This is a genomic window from Mucilaginibacter endophyticus (genome assembly GCF_003351025.1).
In the GTDB taxonomy this organism is placed as follows: Bacteria; Bacteroidota; Bacteroidia; order Sphingobacteriales; family Sphingobacteriaceae; genus Mucilaginibacter; species Mucilaginibacter endophyticus.
Map to the genome: position 1 here is coordinate 1,416,605 of NZ_QPCG01000001.1, position 19,068 is coordinate 1,435,672.

At 42.2% G+C, this 19,068-nt stretch carries 18 protein-coding genes and 3 tRNA genes; 8 read left to right on the plus strand and 13 right to left on the minus strand.

Annotated elements, in window-relative coordinates:
- Nucleotides 1–18 precede the first annotated feature (18 nt).
- Together DUL71_RS05620 and DUL71_RS05625 are read right to left on the minus strand one after the other, a co-directional pair.
- Nucleotides 19–702: a TIGR02117 family protein gene (locus tag DUL71_RS05620; protein WP_114937116.1), complete on the minus strand. Its 684-nt coding sequence runs from the start codon at nucleotides 700–702 to the stop codon at nucleotides 19–21.
- Between the two features lie 912 nt (nucleotides 703–1,614).
- Nucleotides 1,615–3,186: a TROVE domain-containing protein gene (locus DUL71_RS05625; RefSeq protein ID WP_114937117.1), complete on the minus strand. Its 1,572-nt coding sequence runs from the start codon at nucleotides 3,184–3,186 to the stop codon at nucleotides 1,615–1,617.
- Nucleotides 3,187–3,733: 547 nt separating this feature from the next.
- Here DUL71_RS05625 and DUL71_RS05630 point away from each other — a divergent pair.
- The 5 genes from DUL71_RS05630 to DUL71_RS05650 all read left to right on the plus strand — a co-directional run bounded on the left by DUL71_RS05630 (nucleotide 3,734) and on the right by DUL71_RS05650 (nucleotide 7,417).
- Nucleotides 3,734–3,807: transfer RNA gene (locus DUL71_RS05630), tRNA-Pro, on the plus strand.
- 13 nt (nucleotides 3,808–3,820) lie between these two features.
- Nucleotides 3,821–3,893, plus strand: a tRNA-Ile gene (locus DUL71_RS05635).
- A 6-nt stretch (nucleotides 3,894–3,899) separates the two neighbouring features.
- Nucleotides 3,900–3,973 (plus strand) — tRNA-Cys (locus tag DUL71_RS05640).
- An 826-nt stretch (nucleotides 3,974–4,799) separates the two neighbouring features.
- Nucleotides 4,800–7,088: a TonB-dependent receptor gene (locus DUL71_RS05645; RefSeq protein WP_161964381.1), complete on the plus strand. Its 2,289-nt coding sequence runs from the start codon at nucleotides 4,800–4,802 to the stop codon at nucleotides 7,086–7,088.
- An 83-nt stretch (nucleotides 7,089–7,171) separates the two neighbouring features.
- Nucleotides 7,172–7,417, plus strand: a complete 246-nt coding sequence (locus DUL71_RS05650) for a transcriptional repressor (RefSeq protein WP_114937119.1) — start codon at nucleotides 7,172–7,174, stop codon at nucleotides 7,415–7,417.
- Between the two features lie 447 nt (nucleotides 7,418–7,864).
- Here DUL71_RS05650 and DUL71_RS05655 read toward each other — a convergent pair whose 3' ends face one another.
- From DUL71_RS05655 to DUL71_RS05665, 3 genes are all read right to left on the minus strand, one after another.
- Nucleotides 7,865–8,089 (minus strand): DUF4287 domain-containing protein, encoded by a 225-nt coding sequence (locus DUL71_RS05655; protein WP_114937120.1) that lies wholly within the window; start codon nucleotides 8,087–8,089, stop codon nucleotides 7,865–7,867.
- 42 nt (nucleotides 8,090–8,131) lie between these two features.
- Nucleotides 8,132–9,349, minus strand: a complete 1,218-nt coding sequence (locus tag DUL71_RS05660) for a multiheme c-type cytochrome (protein WP_114937121.1) — start codon at nucleotides 9,347–9,349, stop codon at nucleotides 8,132–8,134.
- A 251-nt stretch (nucleotides 9,350–9,600) separates the two neighbouring features.
- A complete protein-coding gene (locus DUL71_RS05665; RefSeq protein ID WP_114937122.1) occupies nucleotides 9,601–10,392 on the minus strand; it encodes an NIPSNAP family protein in 792 nt (263 codons plus the stop codon).
- A 170-nt stretch (nucleotides 10,393–10,562) separates the two neighbouring features.
- On the opposite strand from DUL71_RS05665, the gene DUL71_RS05670 reads away from it, so the two are divergent.
- On the plus strand, nucleotides 10,563–11,249 hold the full coding sequence (locus DUL71_RS05670; RefSeq protein ID WP_114937123.1) for a DUF2461 domain-containing protein: 687 nt from the start codon (nucleotides 10,563–10,565) through the stop codon (nucleotides 11,247–11,249).
- A 22-nt stretch (nucleotides 11,250–11,271) separates the two neighbouring features.
- Here DUL71_RS05670 and DUL71_RS05675 read toward each other — a convergent pair whose 3' ends face one another.
- A complete protein-coding gene (locus tag DUL71_RS05675; protein ID WP_114937124.1) occupies nucleotides 11,272–11,592 on the minus strand; it encodes a hypothetical protein in 321 nt (106 codons plus the stop codon).
- A gap of 119 nt (nucleotides 11,593–11,711) precedes the next feature.
- Nucleotides 11,712–11,867 (minus strand): lmo0937 family membrane protein, encoded by a 156-nt coding sequence (locus DUL71_RS05680; protein ID WP_114937125.1) that lies wholly within the window; start codon nucleotides 11,865–11,867, stop codon nucleotides 11,712–11,714.
- A gap of 157 nt (nucleotides 11,868–12,024) precedes the next feature.
- Here DUL71_RS05680 and DUL71_RS05685 point away from each other — a divergent pair, with 157 nt between their 5' ends.
- Nucleotides 12,025–12,360, plus strand: coding sequence for a hypothetical protein (locus tag DUL71_RS05685; protein WP_114937126.1), 336 nt, complete (start codon nucleotides 12,025–12,027; stop codon nucleotides 12,358–12,360).
- A 95-nt stretch (nucleotides 12,361–12,455) separates the two neighbouring features.
- Here the strand turns inward: DUL71_RS05685 and DUL71_RS05690 are convergent, their stop codons facing one another.
- From DUL71_RS05690 to DUL71_RS05710, 5 genes are all read right to left on the minus strand, one after another.
- On the minus strand, nucleotides 12,456–13,589 hold the full coding sequence (locus DUL71_RS05690; RefSeq protein WP_114937127.1) for a glycoside hydrolase family 76 protein: 1,134 nt from the start codon (nucleotides 13,587–13,589) through the stop codon (nucleotides 12,456–12,458).
- Nucleotides 13,590–13,790: 201 nt separating this feature from the next.
- Complete coding sequence (locus tag DUL71_RS05695) at nucleotides 13,791–15,233, minus strand: tetratricopeptide repeat protein (RefSeq protein ID WP_114937128.1); 1,443 nt, start codon at nucleotides 15,231–15,233, stop codon at nucleotides 13,791–13,793.
- 87 nt (nucleotides 15,234–15,320) lie between these two features.
- Nucleotides 15,321–15,500, minus strand: coding sequence for a hypothetical protein (locus DUL71_RS05700; RefSeq protein ID WP_114937129.1), 180 nt, complete (start codon nucleotides 15,498–15,500; stop codon nucleotides 15,321–15,323).
- 233 nt (nucleotides 15,501–15,733) lie between these two features.
- Nucleotides 15,734–16,606, minus strand: a complete 873-nt coding sequence (locus tag DUL71_RS05705) for a hypothetical protein (protein ID WP_114937130.1) — start codon at nucleotides 16,604–16,606, stop codon at nucleotides 15,734–15,736.
- A 70-nt stretch (nucleotides 16,607–16,676) separates the two neighbouring features.
- Entirely contained in the window at nucleotides 16,677–17,279 is a 603-nt protein-coding gene (locus tag DUL71_RS05710; RefSeq protein WP_114937131.1) for an NUDIX hydrolase N-terminal domain-containing protein, read from the minus strand.
- A gap of 401 nt (nucleotides 17,280–17,680) precedes the next feature.
- On the opposite strand from DUL71_RS05710, the gene DUL71_RS05715 reads away from it, so the two are divergent.
- Entirely contained in the window at nucleotides 17,681–18,274 is a 594-nt protein-coding gene (locus DUL71_RS05715; protein ID WP_114937132.1) for a dihydrofolate reductase family protein, read from the plus strand.
- An 18-nt stretch (nucleotides 18,275–18,292) separates the two neighbouring features.
- Here the strand turns inward: DUL71_RS05715 and DUL71_RS05720 are convergent, their stop codons facing one another.
- Complete coding sequence (locus tag DUL71_RS05720) at nucleotides 18,293–19,042, minus strand: AAA family ATPase (protein ID WP_114937133.1); 750 nt, start codon at nucleotides 19,040–19,042, stop codon at nucleotides 18,293–18,295.
- Between the last annotated feature and the right edge of the window lie 26 nt (nucleotides 19,043–19,068).

The window sequence follows — 19,068 nt, forward strand, 5'->3', positions numbered from 1 at the left end:
TTGTTTAATCATTTTTATTTATCTGTAATGATAAAAAATGCCCCTGTCAAACGGTGTCCATAGGCAGGCCGTCTGGCCGCATGATTTTAGCGCGTTATTGGCCCAGGTGTTGCAGGTATAAAACATATTATATTTACGATGTGCTTCATAAAATGCATCGTTTTTATCGTAATTGGCATTTGTTTTTATGTTGATGATCTTGCCGGCGGCATCTCTTTTAAAACTGTCATCCACAAAAGCTATCAACCGTTTATACTGTTCATTGCTGATCATTATTTTTTTGCAATCGTTGCTTTCGGGCATGCTTTGATAATAAGTAGCATGAATAGCCGATGTACTTAGCGCGAAGGCCGCTTTTAAAGCGGTACTAAACTTTAGATCGGCCCATGTAGGGGTATTCAGATAAAAGCCTTTATCACCCCAGCCTATAGCTAAATATCGGGCTGTGGTATCCCTGCTTATAGTATTTTGATAACTTATTTCCTTGCTCCAATCGGTAACGGTATTTTTTACTGGGACAACGATATCTGTATGATCGCCATTGGTTAGGATATAAATGGCTACATCATTTGAGGTTTTTGCCTCTTTTTTAACGCTCCATACAGAAAATATAAAAGCCGCGAAGATGTAAAGCAGTACAAATGCCACAAAGCCCAGCACGAGTCTTAAAATTACCTTCGCAATTCTTTTAACGGTTTTCATAATTAAGGTTTTTAGGTTTGGTTTACCTTAATTAATACCGGAAATGAAAGAAGGTGACCCTATAGGCAGATTGTGGGCTCTCTAAAAGCTAAAAATGAAAGAGCAAAAGGCAGCAGGTGGCTTTCAGGATTCGAACCTGGCTACATGTATTGTTACACGTTTTCAACCATCGAAGTAACACCCGCTTACGGCATCTTTCATTACTTATCCCCCGAAGAGATTTGTGTCTTTGTTTGAAAATCAGGGAATAAAGAGCAACGGACAGCAAGCGCGGTGTAGCATTAAGGGTGCGAAGTAACGCTTACCGACGGCATCTTTATTCCTGATTGCAACAGGTTTAGGTGAAAGAAAATGATGAACAACAGACTGAAGGCAACAAGCAACAAGTGTTTCGGTTGTCCCATGCTCTGATCGGCTGAGCTACTTTAGCTTTTGGCTAAAGGCCGGATTTTTACCGGCGACCCTGGGGTTAAAATGCGAAGTAATACTTGTTTACGACACTTTAGGCTGTTGTTCTCAAAAAATAAGGGCAATGGTCAACAAATCTTCTGCATAATGCTCTACCAACTGAGCTACCGCCGTTACCAGCGGGCCGGGTTCGAATCGGCGACCCTAACGTCCCTAAACGAAGTAGTACTTGTTTACGGCACCTTATCTTCTTTAAAAATTTTGAAAGAAGGGTAATAAGCTATAAGTGCTTGCTTACACTGCGTTCTAATCGTCTAAACTACCCTTTCGGGGCCGGACTCAAACCGACGTTTCAGGAATGGAAATCGAAGTAACACTTATAAACGACACCTTCTTTATAAAGAGCAATAAGCAGCCCGCGTAATTAAACTTTGGACGAAGTAACGCCAGGCAAACGGCATCTTTATTTTTTTAAGTGCAGGGATGTTAGCGTCCCCGCACGTTTTATAAATCTATTTTGTTAATGATATCCAGCGCTGTGCTTCCGTTTTCAATTGCTGCTAACACATCAAAAACTTTATCGCTCCAGCCTGCTATTAAGTACACTTCGTTTTGCAATAGCTGCAATGGCGCCTGGCCATAACCAGCCAGGTCAAACAAGTACAGTTTTGCCTTTGGCGCAATGTGTTGTTTATAATAAACCCACTGCTCCTGGATGTGGTTGCTGCCACCGTTACTATTCCACAGTTGGCAATCGGTAAATAGCATTACCTTGTCCATGATTGCTCGGCGGGTACTCAGGTCATGAATAACCAGGTAACCATTGGTTGAATAGCCCACTTCACCTTCGCGGCGGTAAAACTCCTGCACGTTGCCTAATATGTTGTTGTGTGGTATGGCAATGGTTTTCCAACGGTCGCCAAACATACCTACTTCTACATTTTTGCAGCGCGATTGCAGTAACATAGCCAGCATCAAACCGATATCGTATAACAGCACTTTTGATTTTGCTGAAATAGGCTTCTGCATTGATCCTGATACGTCGCAGGCCAGTACTACGCGGGTGTTTTCATTAAAACCTCTGATATTGGCTGCGCTTGCCTGTACCGCTTTCTCCAAAGCATCCAGCAGTTCTCCGGTGTGGCCTTTGTTGCCTGTTATAGCTGCTTTGGCTGCCCTCGCAATATTTTGTACTGCCGATGCAGGTGTTATCAGCTCGCGGTAAGCTGCCAGGTAGCGGAATGGGAACTGTTTGGCTTTAGCCACCTGTTCGCCATCGGCTAATGTTGCGCATACTTTTTTAAAGTGCGCATAGCTTACGCCGGCATCCTGTACGTTGCGCAGGTTACGCAGTAAGGCCATATAGCCAACTTTACCGCTATCAATCAGCTCTTCCCATTTGGCGCGGAACGCTATTGCCCTGGCTTCGGCGCTGTCAAAATTCAGCTGACCAAGAGCCGAGAGTTCTGTTTCCCAGGTGTAAGGCGTTTGCAGTTCGTTTGCTGCAATCTTGTTAAAGATCAGCTGCTGCAAATCGTCTTTGGCACGTGGGTGCACCAGGAACAAAGCGTCGCGCATTTTAATAGCACCATCGCGGTTATATTTAGCAAACTGGTATTCATCAAAGCGGTTAAACGCTTGTGATAAACCTTTTTGCATTTGCTTTGACAAACGGTTGAGCTTTTTAGTGCCCTTGCGCTGGTTTAATGTTTCATAGCAAGCCAGTAACTCGGTGATTTCATCGGCGCGACCGATAACCCCGTCGGTAACCCGGGCAACCAGATCGTTGCCCGAGTGCAGCTTAGCCAATTCGGTAACCAGCACCAGCGGTACCGAACGCATATACATTTTGGTACGTGCATAAACTGCCAGTTTACCAACAAATACCGGGTTACATTTAGCTATCAGGTTGCGCAGGCGCTCCATACGTGCCTGGTCTTTTTCATAAAAGGTGTCGTTTAAGCTCCAGGTTACTACCGTGGTGTACAATTCCATTTCGGCACTCATGGTAAAGGCTTTCGCGCCTTCATGATTTGTCGTTTTGGTTTTTACTCTGCTTAACAGGTTGAATTTCATTTTGAACCTCCTTTATTTCGTTTTGTTGATACAAAGGTTAGAGGCTACTGCGCAGTGTATTTGCGCAGTGAAAAATATTTTTATTTTTTTTTAAAAGTTGTTTTGAAGGAGATGGTTACGTTGTCTGAACTCGAATTAAACGAATTGAAAAATTTATAGAATTTGCTTGGCTTCTGTTAATTCCTTAATTCGTTTAATTCGAGTTCAGACAGAATTAACTGCAAGCTGCAGACTCAAAACTGCAAGCTGATTTATGGCGTTACCTGCGGCCCGCGCTATCCGCTCATACGCCTGCAGGCCTTATTCACGGGCCGGTATCCGCTTCTATCGCTAACGCGGCTCTATGTGATTTGAAAAAAAATATTTTTCATAATTATTTTTTAATTTAAATATTCTTTGTATAATTGCATCATGAAAACAACAATATGTATACCATGTCCATCACCCATACTGATTTATCAGAGGAGATAGCTATGTATATATAGTAAGTTTATAACAACATTGAAAAATCCTCTTAGATAAAAACTAAGGGGATTTTTTGCTTTACAGGGTAGTATATCAATTGGTCGGATTACCACATTTGGGATGTGGAGGCTCCCGGTTCGAGCCCGGGTTACCCTACTGATTTACAGCTGGAAATATAGCTCAATGGTAAGAGTAGCACCCTTATACGGTGTCGGTTAAAGGTTCAAGTCCTTTTATTTCCACAACATGGCCGGTTGCCCGAGTGGTTCAAGGGAGTCCTCTGCAAAAGGAATGCTCGCAAGTTCGAATCTTGTACCGGCCTCTCTTTTTTATTGATGCGTAATTGCATTGCGCAGCGGATTTGATTGCTGAATTTCCTGATCGGAAATTAGGTTGTGTATTATTGAATATTTATTTATTAGTATTTATTTCGGTATTTTTGTGCTTTATTTGTTTGGTATTAGTTATTTATTAGCTTGAATAATATCTTTCATTGTTAAACACTCGGTAATTGTTTTTCCGTTTTGTATTGCTTGAAATAATGTCGCGTAAGTTCCTGTAAATAAATATATTGCTATTTTTATTTGGATTTATTCTAAATAGAGTATTTCTTTGTAGCCAATTACTCATCTGTTACCGTTATGAATCCACTGCTTGAAGTAATATCGCCCCGGTTTTTCATCAAAATAAGATGTCTGCTTAATTCCAGGTCATTTGTTCCTGAATCGGGGCGAAAAATCTATCCAATCCTAAACCACCCGGTGTCCGTCGCCAAACTTTATACCGGGCAGCAATTAACCGATCCTTTAATATTTCAATTTGCAAATGAATAAACTTCAACGTGGCAGTTTTACTTTTTTCGACTTCATTCAACTTGCCTATCCATTAGTTATAGGTAAAAAGAAGCAGAGCTAAGTATAAAGATTTAATGAGATGAGCCTTTCAGGTAGGGTTATAGCCTGAAAGTAAAAAAGCCCCGGTGCCTGGTCGCCAAACTTCACACCGGGTAAATGTTAACCGATCCTTTAATCTAATTAATCATTCTAAACAAAACTATGAATTCTTCCCGACTATGCAGTCAACCTTCTACATTCAATCCATTACAAAAAATTAATATTTACAATACGCTAAAATGGCTGGGATACCTTGTGTTACTGCTTATTAGTAGTGTTGCGCAGGCCCAAACCCCGCATGGTACAATTAAGGGTAAAGTTGTCACGTCAGACGGGCAGCCTGGTGAGTTTGTGAACGTGGCCCTTAAAGGCAGCAATAAAGGTACCCATGTAAACGCTAACGGTATGTATACGATAAACAATATCAATCCGGGTACTTATACCCTGGTTGCCAGTTACATTGGCCTTAATACCCAAAGCCAAACGGTTGAGGTTAAAGCCGGCGAAACTATAGAAGTTAACTTTACCCTTACCGAAAACAACCAGCAACTGCAGGAAGTGGTGGTAACATCAGGCAAAAAGATTAATAAGTTTAGCCGTCAGCAAAGCGACGATGTTGCCAAGCTTCCGCTTAAAAGCCTTGAGAACCCGCAGGTTTACAATGTTGTAACAAGTGAGCTGCTTAAAGATCAGCTGAACGTAAATATATCTCAGGCTTTATCAAACGTACCTGGCGCTGTTCCATCTATTGATCCGGCTGGTGGTACAAGCATTACCTTGAGGGGTTTTACGGCCGAGATTGCCGCCCGAAACGGCATCCAGTTCATAGCGGCCGGTCGCTCATCTGTTGATCCTGTGAATGTTGATCACTTTGAAGTATTAAAAGGCCCATCGGCTACGTTGTTTGGCAACACGGTATCATCTTATGGTGGTGCTATCAACATGGTTACTAAAAAGCCTACAGCCGAAACTAAAGGTGAGATCACTTATTCGGCAGGTAGCTGGGGTTTAAACCGCGTTACTGCCGATATCAACACCCCGCTTAACCAGGAAAAAACAGCATTATTTCGTGTTAATGCCGCTGTAAACAAACAACAAAGCTACCTCGTAAACGGCCATAATAACACGTTTACCATCGACCCGAGCCTGCTGTATAAGGTAAATGATCGCCTTACTTTGTCGGCCGACCTGGAGATTTACCACGAAGATCTTACCCGTGTGCCTTATATGCGGTACACCGGGTTGAATATCACCAATATTAATCAAAACCCTTTAGATTATCGTACTTCACTTTACAGCGATGGAATCAACGCTGTGACCAATACCTTCCGTTCATATTTTGAGGCTAAATACAAGATCAATGATAGCTGGACATCGCAAACCAATATCTCTGTAAACAACGAAAAGGTTGCCAAAAGTTATCAGGCATATCCTACGTTCATCAGTCCTACACTGATAGAACGTGGTATCTCATTATTTGGCCCTATTACTACCATCAATACAGATGTTCAGCATAATTTAAAAGGCGATTTCAAGATCGGCAAGGTCCGTAACCGTCTGGTTTGGGGACTGGATTATATTCACACCAAAAGCGATTTTACCTATGCCAGCGCCACTATCGATACTATCGACATTACTAAATCATATGGTCCGGTTACTCAACAATTGGCTGATAAAGCTATTCAAAACGGCTTTGCCGGTTTATATCCTTCAGAGTTTAACCAGTACGCCACCTACGCCTCTGATTTAGTAAATATTACAGACAGGCTGATGACGCTGGTTAGCTTACGTGTCGACCGGTATCAGCTTAAAGGCAATGGTGGATATAGCCAAACATCACTTACCCCAAAATTGGGTTTAATATATCAACCAGTTAAAGACCAGGTATCCATTTTTGGTAACTATATGAGCGGTTTTACCAACAATGGCCCAATTGTACAGCCTGACGGTACGCGTGTTGTTTTAAAGCCAGAGCATGCTTTTCAATGGGAAGGTGGTGTTAAAGTAAGTACAGCCAATAACAGGCTTTCGGCAACGGTAAGTTACTACAATATTGATGTGCGTGACGCTTTGCGTTACGATAACGCCAATTTTACCTATCAGGACGGTAAACAAAAAAGCCAGGGAGCAGAGGTAAGCATTGTTGCTAACCCTGTAGAGGGCCTTAACTTCCTTGCGGGATATGTTTACAACAAAAATCAATACATCCGCGCTACATCCGGCGAGGGTAAGGATGTAACCGGTACGCCAAGAAATGTGGCTAATTTTTGGGGTAGCTATAAATTTCAACCGGGCACTATACTACAGGACTTTGGTTTTGGCGTAGGTGGTAACTATGCCCAAAAAAGCTATTATGACCTTGACAATACCATCGTGATCCCATCATTTGTACTGGTGAATGCTACCGTGTTTTATGAACAACCTAAATGGCGTTTGGGGATTGCTGCCAATAATATCGGTAATAAAAAATACTGGTCGCCGTCGTTTACAGCTAACCCGCAGCCTTTGCGCCAGCTGATTGCCTCGGCTTCATTTAAGTTTTAACCTTTATCACATGCCGGTCGGAGATGTAGATCTCTGGCCGGTATTTTTTTATAAAAAAACACTAATGCCTGATTGCACCTGCTATGCATGATTTGATTAATGAAATAAAGTTACGACCTATATCTCAGGTTATTTTAAAATACCTGATGGATCATCGGGAGCCTGTGGATGCCGAAACCATTTGGCTTGATGTAAAAGCCAATGGAGCCACTTTTAGCATAGGCTCTATTTATGGGCACTTAAAGCGGATGGAGGATGCGGGAATTATTGTCAAAGTACCGAAAACTGATCGGAAAGCTTTATACCAATATGTGTCCTCAAATGCTTAAGAAGATTGCAGGTTGGCTTCCCGGGGTTAAATCCTGTTATTCACCTTCGAAGAATAAGGGTGTGAGGGCATTGATAATCACTGAATTTCGACGTTGCTAAGTAATATTGCGAAATATAGTGATTGTAAATAAGTGTTGTTTTTATTTAAGTATTTGATTTTTAGTGTGATAGGTGTTTGGCCTCTGTTTGGCAATGGCTGGTGTAAATTAAAAAGCATCAACCGAAAGCAAAGCCAACATGAAAACATTATCTACCATAAAAAGAAACCTCATCTCAGTTTGTAAATATCTTTTCATACCCCATAAAACGCTTTCGCCCGGGGAAAGGGCTGCCTGTATTAAAGGAGAGCTGATATCGATATACCTGATCGCCATCAGATTGTATTATGTGATTTATAATTGATATTGGATTATATTTCTTGAACTGAAGAGAGTAAGCAATTCAGTCTACTCGCTGTCTTCGTTCTTAATCCCTTTCAATAAAGCGTAAATAGCCATGGCATGACCATGCCTCAGTTCAAAATCTGCCTTAAGCCAATTGGTAACATCGCCGGCTTTTGCAAGCAGGTCGCCATTTTTTGTAAAACCTTTTTCTTCGGCCAATTGCCTGAAATCAGCAGGTTCTTTACCCGTTTTTTCTTTTATTGTTTTTAAATATCCCTGGAATGACATGGTTTATATGTTTTTGGTGAATTTAAAATATCATTACAAAAATTACACCCCTTTTTTGCCATTTACAAAATCGAGAATCTTTTTGGTCTCCTCCGGATAAATGCCAATGTAGTGGCTTCTTACCATGTAAGGTACTTTCATTTTACTTTGGGCAGCTTCAAGCCTGATCACGTTTGATGCCTTATTGGGCATGTGGCAGTCGATACAGTATGTTTTTATAGCCGTACCCATTTGCGGTGCCAGTTTGCAAAAATTATGGTTAGCCTCACTGTGGCAGCTCAGGCATTTTTGTGTATAGGCTACTATGCTTTGCGGTTGGCTTACGTGTGGGTTATGGCAATTGCCGCAATCCATTTTACTCATGGTATAGCACTTGCTGGCTATCAGAAGGTCATATTGGTTTCCATGAACATCGGGCATGTTGCTGCCGGGCGTTACACGGGGTTGGGTGCGGTCTTTTAACAGGGTATCGCCCATTGCGAACTCAAACGATGACCGCTGGGGAATGTTTTTATTGCCCGAGTGACAAACCGCGCAGGCATCCATTTTTTGCGTGCGGGATAAAGACGCATAGGTAGCAATGTATTTTGCTTTTTTATCATCCGGATTATCAGTATGGTAGTTAACGTGGTTGGCTGAAGGACCATGGCAGCGCTCGCAGTCGATACCATAAACGAGCGATGCTTTTTCAAAACCGAAATCGCCAGCCTGCGGCGGAAGTTCTTTTACGTACGAACTATGGCACTCCAGGCATCTGCGCAAAATAGGGCGACCGAAATTCATATGATCAGGCAAATAGCCAGGACTATTGGCCCAATTATGGATAGCCGCAAAATAGGATACTGGCAGTTCATACAGTATTTTGCCTTTCCAGTACATGTAGGTTTGGGCTTTACCATTACCAATGGCAATATCAAAAGGCTCGGCTTCGGTTTCTTTTCCATTAAGGTAACCTACCTGGTAAAGGCTGTCATTACGCTTTTCCATTACTATTTTTTGACCCATGCCAAACTCAAACGTATTGGAATCTTTGGCAAAGCTACCCCGGATGTTATGAATATTAGCCAACTGCGATGTTTGAAAATGCGCGGTATGCAGAAATGAGCTATAAACATCACTATGGCACTTTTTGCAACTCTCGGATCCCGCGTAAATTTCGCCCCTCGGATCAGCAGGAGTGGAGTTATAGCATTGGGTTAAAATGAAACTTAAGGGTATAAGAGCAATAAGAGCTAAAAAAGAGTATCTTTTTTTGAGCATTGTTTACGGTTATCTGGCTGGTTATAAATTGGTTTTGATTTTTGGGGAGACCCGGTAAAATCCAATTCCAATTTAAATCAATATTTATATAAAACAAATGCTAAAACAGGTAGTAGAGGTGATGTAGGGGAGAGGCGGGATTTCGGAATTGGAAATTTCGATTTTGGATTTGTGGGGAGGGAGCAGTGAGTCTAAAGACTTACGAAGTTTTTAAAACTTCGTAAGTCTGAAAAAAAACATGGCTAAAAAAATTATATCTGCGAATAGGCTGTGGGCACCAGCATAGTTGATGTTATTTTACTAACCAACAAAGCGTCGGCATATTCGGGTACAGCACTAATCTTTTTCCATTCAGGATCGCTACCGAACGCTTTCCAATGGGTGTTTTTCGCTTCCATATCATCAAAGGTGATCATATAAGTAAGGTTAGGCCTTTGCGGACCGATAACCGTTTCGCCCCAAAAAACGGGTTTGAAACCAAGCCGTTTGAAAACATCTATTTCACCTTCATCATTAAACATTTCAATCTTCTTTTTCCCGGCGGCCTCGGTGGCGCTTTGGTACTGTCGCAATTCAAAAATCCTTGCCTTATTTTCCGGCACTTCCAGGTGTGGCATGTGTACAAATGCTTTTAATAATGAGCTTTCAATACGCTCATAAGCGGGGGATGCGGCCGGGGCATTCAGATAAGCCGCCCCTTTAGCCTGTAATTGGACATCGGTGTCAAAGCTTTCTGTTACCGTGCTGAAATGGGCGATACTGTTAAATTGTATCAATACAAAAAGCCTGGTTTGGCCTTCGGGTTTCATTTCGGTAAATACACCTACGTGTTTTACGCCTAAACGATTAAGCGCAGGTATGGCGGTATCTTTCAAAAAATCCTCAACAAGCTTTTGCTGTTCCTGACTTTTGAGGCTGTATACTCTTAGCTCATAATACTCGGCAGTTTTGGGGGCGGTTTCTATAGCGTTGCTCATAGCAGGTAAAACAGTTGCGGTTACACCGGTTAACAGGGTTGATTTAACAAAGGAGCGCCTTTTCATAGGAGGTTTAATTGTTTGGCTAAGATAGGTTTTTCAGTAAAAATGCGATGCGGTTGTTTTTTGTTTTTAAAATCAAAACATCATCTAATTGTAATACAAAGTTTCTGATTTTGGCCCGGTTGCAAATTTCTCTAATTTGGTCATCTGCCTTTTGCAGGTCATCTTTAACTATGAGCCAACTATTATTACCCGCCTCTGTATTCGATTTTATGAGGCAACTGAAACACAACAATAACCGCGAATGGTTTGCACAAAATAAAGAAGCTTATCAGCTGCAACTGGAGTATGTGGAGACTTTTACTGAAGGGTTATTGAATTTGGTTAACACGCATGATGTAATTGAAACGCCTACTGCAAAAAAAGCGTTGCACCGTATTTACCGCGATATCCGTTTCTCAAAAGATAAAACACCTTTTAAAAGCAATTGGAGCGGCGGTTTTAAACGTGCAGGCAAACATCGCAGGGGCGGGTATTATTTTCACCTGGAACCGGGAAATACTTTTGTAGGAGGCGGTTTTTGGGCGCCTAACACGCCTGATCTTAAACGGATCCGCGACGATATCGCCTTTGATCCATCGCCTTTAAAGCAGATAATAAACAGTAATGAATTTAAAACAGCTTTTGGTATTTTGGAAGGTGAACAGCTTAAAACAACACCCAAAGGTTACGCCGCGGATGATGATGCCATTGAGCTGTTAAGGTACAAACAGTTTTTAGTAAGGCGCCGTTTTACCGATGCGGACGCTTTAAGCACGGATTTTGTAAATAAGGCTTCGGATACATTTAAAAGCATGCGGCCGTTTTTTGATTATATGAGTGATGTACTCACCGCAAATTTAAACGGGGAAGAGGATTAGCCGGACCCTTTTTGGATTTAACTTATTCATGCCTGGTTGATCCGTCGTTGGCTTCCGTAATTTTACTAAGGTTATAGTGCATTTGCCCGTTATGCTCTTCGCCTTTGAGCAGGCCTTTGTTGAACAGGTCGGCCAGGGTAGTTTTAACCAGGGCGGTAAGCTGTTCATTCACAATGCCGGGCTGCAGGGTTTCCAACTCTTTTAATACACTGTTTACAGTGCCTTCGCCAATTTGGGCCAGGGCATAAATTGCTTTGTTCTGTTGGGTGTCCTGTACGTCAAAATGCGCCGGGATGTGCAGCGGCTTATATTCTTCCCTGAATTCTTCGTCGGATAATGTCATGGCTATAAATTTATTATATGGTTAACAAATGTTTTTGGGGTTTGTGTGACATTTTACAGAAACAATAAACGCGGGCTTATGGCCCGCGCTTTGTTTAATTTATAAGATAGTTTTCAGTATTAAACTGTTGATGGGTTCCTGATAATGCCCAGTAAAAATGAAATAACGGCAATTACCAATAAAGCATGTATTAAACCTGTTGCCGAGTAGGCAAAAACGCTGATCGCCCATCCTATAATCAGGATTACCGCGATGATATACAATAGTGATCTCATAGTTTGATGTTTTTAGTTTGTTATATATAACGCTTTAAAAATCATGCCATAAATCATCCTTTATCTAAAAAAGTTATTTATACTGATAGTAAATTAATTTTAGCGAAACGCGCTTTGTGGCATTGCTCTTGCTTTACCAAGTGAATACACCTGCATTATGAAGCCTTTTTTCGTAACCACAGCTAATAACCTGTCACTTGTAATCATGCCCGAAAGTGAGGCGCATGCCGATGGGCACCCGTTTTTAACTTATACCTACAGTATTTTCCGGCGCGACGACTCGATTCTTGCCAGGCTAAACCAACCCGACAGGCTTTTGCTGCCAAATAAGAAAACCAATCCTGATTATCTCGGGTATGTCAGCTTTGAGCAGCCGGGCAAAGTGTTTAGTTATTTTGCTGATGGCGAACACGAGCTATCATACGACGAAGTAGTGGATGTGATTGAAGAGATTAATCATTTTAGGGACACGCCACAATTGTGGACGATTTAAAGTTAGATACTCTCATATTATTCCCAATAAAAACAAACAGAGGCGCTAAGGAAAATCCTTGCGCCTCTGTTTGTAAATAACAAGAGTTATTATTTTTATTTGGTTGGCGGTATCAACTGCATGAAGGTTACAATACTACTGGCTTCGTAAGATTGAATATCGCCGGTAGGTGTGCTTACAGCATAATTACGGTAAGTTAGATTACGGGCGTCGCGGTTCTTCCAGCCTGTGTTGACGTTGGTTTGAATCCAGCTCAAGTACTGGCTTTGACCGCCATCATTTATCAACTGTACTATATATTGGGCAAAAATAGCTTTTAGCACACCTTGTTCGTTAAAATCGCCTTCGGCAGGAAGTATGCCGTTGGTACACAGGTTGTTTTTAACATAATCGGCATATAGTTTAGCATCATTCAGGTAAGCTACATCGTTGGTTTGTTTGTATAGCGCCATGGCCGCGCCAATGGCCGTGCCCGAATTATAAGTATAATCCTGACCACCAGCCGGGTTATTGCCGATTTTATTGTCGTTCACTTTGCCCGATGCATCAACCAAATTGGTTTTTGACCAGGTGTAGATAGATTTGGCCTTGTCAAGATACGATGCATCTTTGGTGATGCTATACAGTTTCATGGCTGCTATAACAGTTGGGAAATTGATGCACGAGTTTTTACCGCTGTGCTGAAAGTCCCAGAACATGCCGCCATCTACCGAGTCGTACGAGCCATTCCATACCCGCTCAAATCCGGCTTTTGCTTTATCAAGATAGGCGGCGTTGCCTGTAAGCTGGTTGGCACGTGCAAGAGCAATCACCCACCACATCATATCATCATAAATAAACCAAACGGTAGTATTGTTCCAGTTGTAGCCATCGTAATGATTGTAGTTTCCCTGGTATATATCACTGATCCGGGTTAATTGTGCCGGGGCTTTGGTGCGTTCATAAACATTCATGGCCATATCCCAGTAAACAGCCTGTGTCCATATAGCGGCTACGCCGTCTTTTTTGGTGGTGCTGAAATAAAGCTTATTGTTTGAATCATAAAAGGCATTATTGAACGCGGTATAAGCAAGATCGGCATCTGCACTGCTAAAGCCGGTGTTGTTATCGGTTGGAGTAGGGGGATTGGTATCGGGCTTGGTAGTAGCAGGTGTAACTTCCTTTCCCTTACTGCAGCTTACCGCGGTAATAAAAGAGCTCAGGAGCAACAGGTAGATCGTTTTTTTCATAATTTATAAATGTAGGTTAGTAAAATTGGCTTGGCTGGTAGCGTGATAAGATTTGCTTTTATTTATCAATAGGTGGGGCAATTATAGGTTAAAAAAACGCTGCTTGACGGCGTTTTAACCTATAAAAAATCATTAACCCAATTTTTAACCGGCATTTTAACCGATAAGCAGATCTAAAAAGAGAGGTTTAAGCTATAGCCCTTAACCTTGCGCAGGTTTACGTTTAGTGGTGTGTGCTTTACTTTCCTTTTTTTCGGGTACGGGTGTAGATGTAGGGGTTGATGAATGATGATGCTGTTGGTGGCCATGTACCAGCCGCTCGCGCATAAAATGGGTAAGCTTGTGATGGAATGGCACCAGTACAGATGCAAGGCATACTAAAATGATCAGTTCAAGCACAGGTAAGTGATTACTGATGCGCTGCACAAAAGGGTGGATGAACAGGGTGAGAAATTCAAATGCCAGCAACAAGGATAATACACTCATGAACTCAATAACCTTGCGGTGGGTGCGACTTTTACTAAGCAGCAGCACAATCAGGAAAAACGTGGGTATAAATACAGCTATGCCAACCAGTTGCAGGTTAACTATACGGGCTTCTTCTTCTCGGTGCTTTTCTTCGGCAATTTCCTCCTGTCGGGCGGCTTCGTTAAAACTTAGCGTTTGGATCTGCTTAACCTTTTCGGCGTTGAACATGCTGTCTTTAGCGGCGATGGAGGTTTTTAGATATTGTAGTTCGAGGTGATCATTTTTGCCGCGGTATACATCGGTAAGCAGGTTGCTGGCATGGAAAATGCCTTCAGGATATGCGGCTTTTTTTGCTGCATTAAGAGCCAATGAGGCGTAGTATACGCTTGAGTCGGGCGCGCCGGTTTGTTTATAGAGCTGTGCTATGCTGTTATAGCTGTCGGCAAGGCTGTTCTGATCGTTGATTTTGACTGCGTAATTTACACTTACCCGGTAATAATCCAGCGCAAGGGCAGTGTGCCCCATTTTGTAGTTGATATCGCCTAAAATGGATAAGGTGTTGGGCATGGTGGCCGTATCCTTAAGGTTTTGTTTGATGGTATAGGCCTGCATCTCATAATTTAAGGCCGAATCAACTTTATTAAGTTTGATGTAGCAGTTGCCGATATTAGCCAGTATAATTCCCAGGCGGGCTGTTTCATGCAACTCTTCGGCAACAGCTTTAGCCTTAAAATGATAGGATAATGCTTTTACATTGTCCATCTGGTCGGAATAAACAATGCCTATATCGCTCAGGCTTTTTAAAATGCCAAGGCGGTCGTTAATTTCTTCACGAATTTTTAGAGAGTTGAGTAAAAAGGAGAGGGCGCGGTCATACTTGCCGTTTTTCCATAAAACTACACCCAGGCGGTTCATACAGTCGGCTTCGCCTTTTTTAAATGAGAATTTACGGGCCAGTTCAAGACCCTGTTGCGCGTACATCAAAGCGCTATCGGGCCGGGTAGCTTGTAATTGCAGGCTTAATTGCCTTAACGGCTCAACGCCTGCTGTGTCGTTTTTATGCTGATCGGCTTGTTGTCTTAACTGGTTTAGCGTGTTTTTTTGAGCATAGGTATTTACCACGATGCCCGTGAAAAAGCATACGCAAGCCATCACCTTTTGTATGTGGTTCAGCATAGATTATTTATAAGCATAAGCTCCGTTTTGATAAACGGGGATAAAAGATATACAGGGTAATGGTACCGGCTTGTTAAAAATGGTTATCTAACTATCCATTGAAGGATCTTCTGCTGCCGCTTCTGGTTCTGGAAGGTCGGCAAATCCGTCGGCCCCTTCGTTTTCCGGCTCTATGCCTGTTTCGTTATCAGCAAATCCCATTGAAGTGTTTTTGTCCCTAAAACCCATTGAAGTGTTTTTGTCAAATGCTTTGGTTGATGCGCTCATGACTTTAAAGTTTAAAATCCGTTTGAAACCAGTTAATTGTTAATTGATCAGGTATATAAATATACAATTATATTTTGCTGATAGTCAAATTTTTACGCATTATGTGAAGCGGATGTGAAATGTTTAGATAGAAATATGCCTGAGCTGGGGAGCTGAATTATTGATATTGGATTGAAAGATCATAAAGCGGGAGCACATCCATGATATATTTCATGTTTTGCCCTTTGAGCGGTTTATTGATAGCTTAGGTTGTAGTCAAAAATAAAAGGATGGGCAGGGGTAGGTTTGGTTGTTAAATGGATATGGCTGATCCTGGTTTCGGTTATAGTAAAATCATACTCCCAGCCCTGGTGATCAAGGTTGTCACTGCTGTAATATAGCCGCATGGATAAGGGTAACCTGCCCAGTTGCGCCAATACTAAAGGGTGCATGTTAAAATCGAAGAAATAATTAAGCGCTTGGGCGTTAAATTCAAGCTTGTCTGTAAATTTCGTGAATGTTATATAGGTGTTATTAAAGGCATCCTGATTGGTGTAGGTAACCGACTTTGTAAGCAAACCCTGTGCGTTATATTCGTATGTTGTGTTGTAATGGATATTTTGAGGAGGCAAGCCAATATTGGGATAGTGTCTGTCCATGAGTACAATCCTGCCCTGGGTATCGTAAGTAAAAGTATCGGTATGCTCAATCTCTGTATTGAGTACTTTGGTGCCGATGGGCAGGAATGCGTATTTGTTAATATGATCAATGGATGTTACCCGTCCCTGAGCATTGTAATGGTAGTTTTCGGTATACTGGTAATTTTGACCATCGTCATATACTTCAGACGTTATGCGATTGTCGTCATAAGTAAAATCTACGTTTGTTTTTGCAGGAAATTGGTAGGCAATATGAGTGATATGAGTTAGCCGCTTTTGCGCATCGTAGGTATAAAATATCGTATCGCTCTTATACCAGCTTTCAAGGCCGGTTTGGTAAACCTGCGTCAGACTAAAAACTTTGGGTGTAATAGGGGGATCAGGCATTTTAACTGGCTTGTCCTTTTTGCAAGCGGTAAAAGCGGATATGAGTAATACGATAATAAAATGCCGGCAGGTAGATTTCATCTACCTAAAGATAAGTGTGTTAGGTGGCGTATTTGTTATTCGTTTTAGTCATTTAGTGTGGCGGTTGGCATTAGGTTTGCTTTTTCTTGTTATTGAAATGGGCAACGCCTGCTTCTACATGCTCCCCGTGATTTTTGTGCCAGTTGGTTATCTCAACCGGATCAACAAACTTTATCTCAAGACTTTCTAACGATATTTCGATGTTGCCGCTTATGTATTTGCAGAGGTATAGCGCCTGTACGGAGCTATGAGGTTGTCCAAACCTCCCGGCTGGCACAGCCAAAAATTGTATCAGTTCAACGGGTTCAACAATAAGTTTCGCTTCCTCCCAAAATTCGCGTTTAATGGCTGTTTCCGGGTCTTCGCCAATATCAACCCAACCGCCGGGTAATCCCCATAAAAAGTCATCGCTGCGGTGTTCAACCAGTATGCGGCCCTGTTCATCAAACAATACGCCGTTAACGCCTACTTTTGGAGTTGCATATCCCAGGTCATTGTTAAAGCGCTCTTTTAAAACTTCGCTTTCAAGTCCGGTAAATTCGCTGTATTCCTGGGTGGCAATATCAAGTAGTTTTTGGTAGCGCTCCATGTCAAAAGGGCTTTTGGTGTACCTGATGCCGCTTTGAGCCAGGGCGTATATACTTTCAAGCAGGTCGATATAGTTCTTTTTCATACAGTGCCTGCAATATAACTAACAGCTTATATAACCGGGATAAAGAAATTATAAAATCATTGGTTCCAGCTGTCGGGGGATAAAAGGGATTTTGTAATTCTAAACCAGGCGGCTATCTTTAATCGCTTTTCATATTGTGCTGCTCAGGGATGTACGAGTTCGAATCTCGTCGGGAGCACATTTTCTAATATCCTCATGACCCTTGCCTCTTGAGAGTTCGAGTCTCTCTTCGGACTCCTCCTATAAGCCCCAAGTTTGAAGTTTAGGTCCGAAATGAAAGTCGTCGCATTTGCCCTACTGTTGGTCGCATATACACCGTAGCAGTTGTTTTCTTATTATGGAGATTTGTATCGTAACAAAAACAAATTTTAAACACAAACCTATAACAGGAGACAGATCTTATGAGAAAGATAATCGTTTTAACATTTATAACGTTAGATGGCATAATGCAGGCACCTGGTGGCCCGGAAGAGGATAGAGCGGGCGGTTTTAAATTTGGCGGCTGGTCGGCACCTTTTACTGATGAAGTTTCGGGTAAGATCATGCAGAAACAGATGGAGGCTACTGATATCCTTTTAGGCCGGAAAACATTCGATATTTTTGAGAGCTACTGGCCTCAACATGCCGATTATTGGCCGGGAATCAACGATGTGACAAAATATGTGTTGTCCAGCACCAAAGATAAATCAGACTGGAACAACAGCATATTCCTTACCGGCGTAGAGGATATTAAAAAGCTTAAAAACTCAGAAGGTTCGGATTTAAAAGTGTGGGGCAGCGGCGAACTTGTTCAACTGCTGCTGAAGCATGACTTGGTAGATGAACTCTGGCTTAAGATTTACCCGGTGCTTCTTGGTAAAGGAAAAAGCATATATGGCCCGGAAACCCTGCCGATGACCCTAGAGCTAACAGAAAGCACTGTAACACCAAGTGGGGTGATTGTTGCTAATTACAAGCGGGCCGGTGAAGTTAAGACAGGTAACCTGGGCGCATAGGTGAATTCAGGAAGCCGCTCATTCACCAAAGAGGATGCGGGTCATTTCGGCATGGTTATTCAGGAAATGCCTGGTAACCATGTAATGCTCCGTTTCCTCGTATTGAACCCGCTTAATGCCCGAGTCATCCAACTGATATATGGTGGCGCCGGGATAGGCTAATAAAATAGGAGAGTGGGTGGCAATAATGAATTGCGAATTTTCGCGTACAAGTGTGTTGATGAGTGACAAGGCTGCCATTTGCCGGTTGGGCGACAGCGCGGCCTCGGGCTCGTCAAATATGTAAAGCCCGTTGCCGGTAAGCCTGTTGGTGAGCGTGGCCATGAATGATTCGCCGTGTGAGCATTCATGAAGTGATTTAACTCCATATTGCCTTTCAAATATGGCCCGGTCTTTTTCACTTTCGTAGGCGTTTTCCATATAGGTAGCCAAATTATAATAACTTTCGGCCCGGAGGAAGAAATAGTCAGTCGGCTTTTTAAAGCTTTTAATGCCCGTTAAATAGTTGAAAAGCTGTGACGAATTATTATGCGTTTGAAACTGTGTGCTTTTTGAACCTCCCTCGGTACTAAACCCCATCTGCAAAGCGATAGCCTCTATTAATGTTGATTTCCCCGAACCATTTTCGCCAATAATGAAAGTAACATCAGGATGGAATTTTAATGAATGCAAGTTTCTGATAGCCGGGATCTGAAAGGGGTAAGCATCAAAAGATGGTACCATATCACGTTTCAGTTGAATCTCTTTAAGAAAAGGTTTGGCTTGCATGGTATGGTAAAGATAGGGATTGTGAT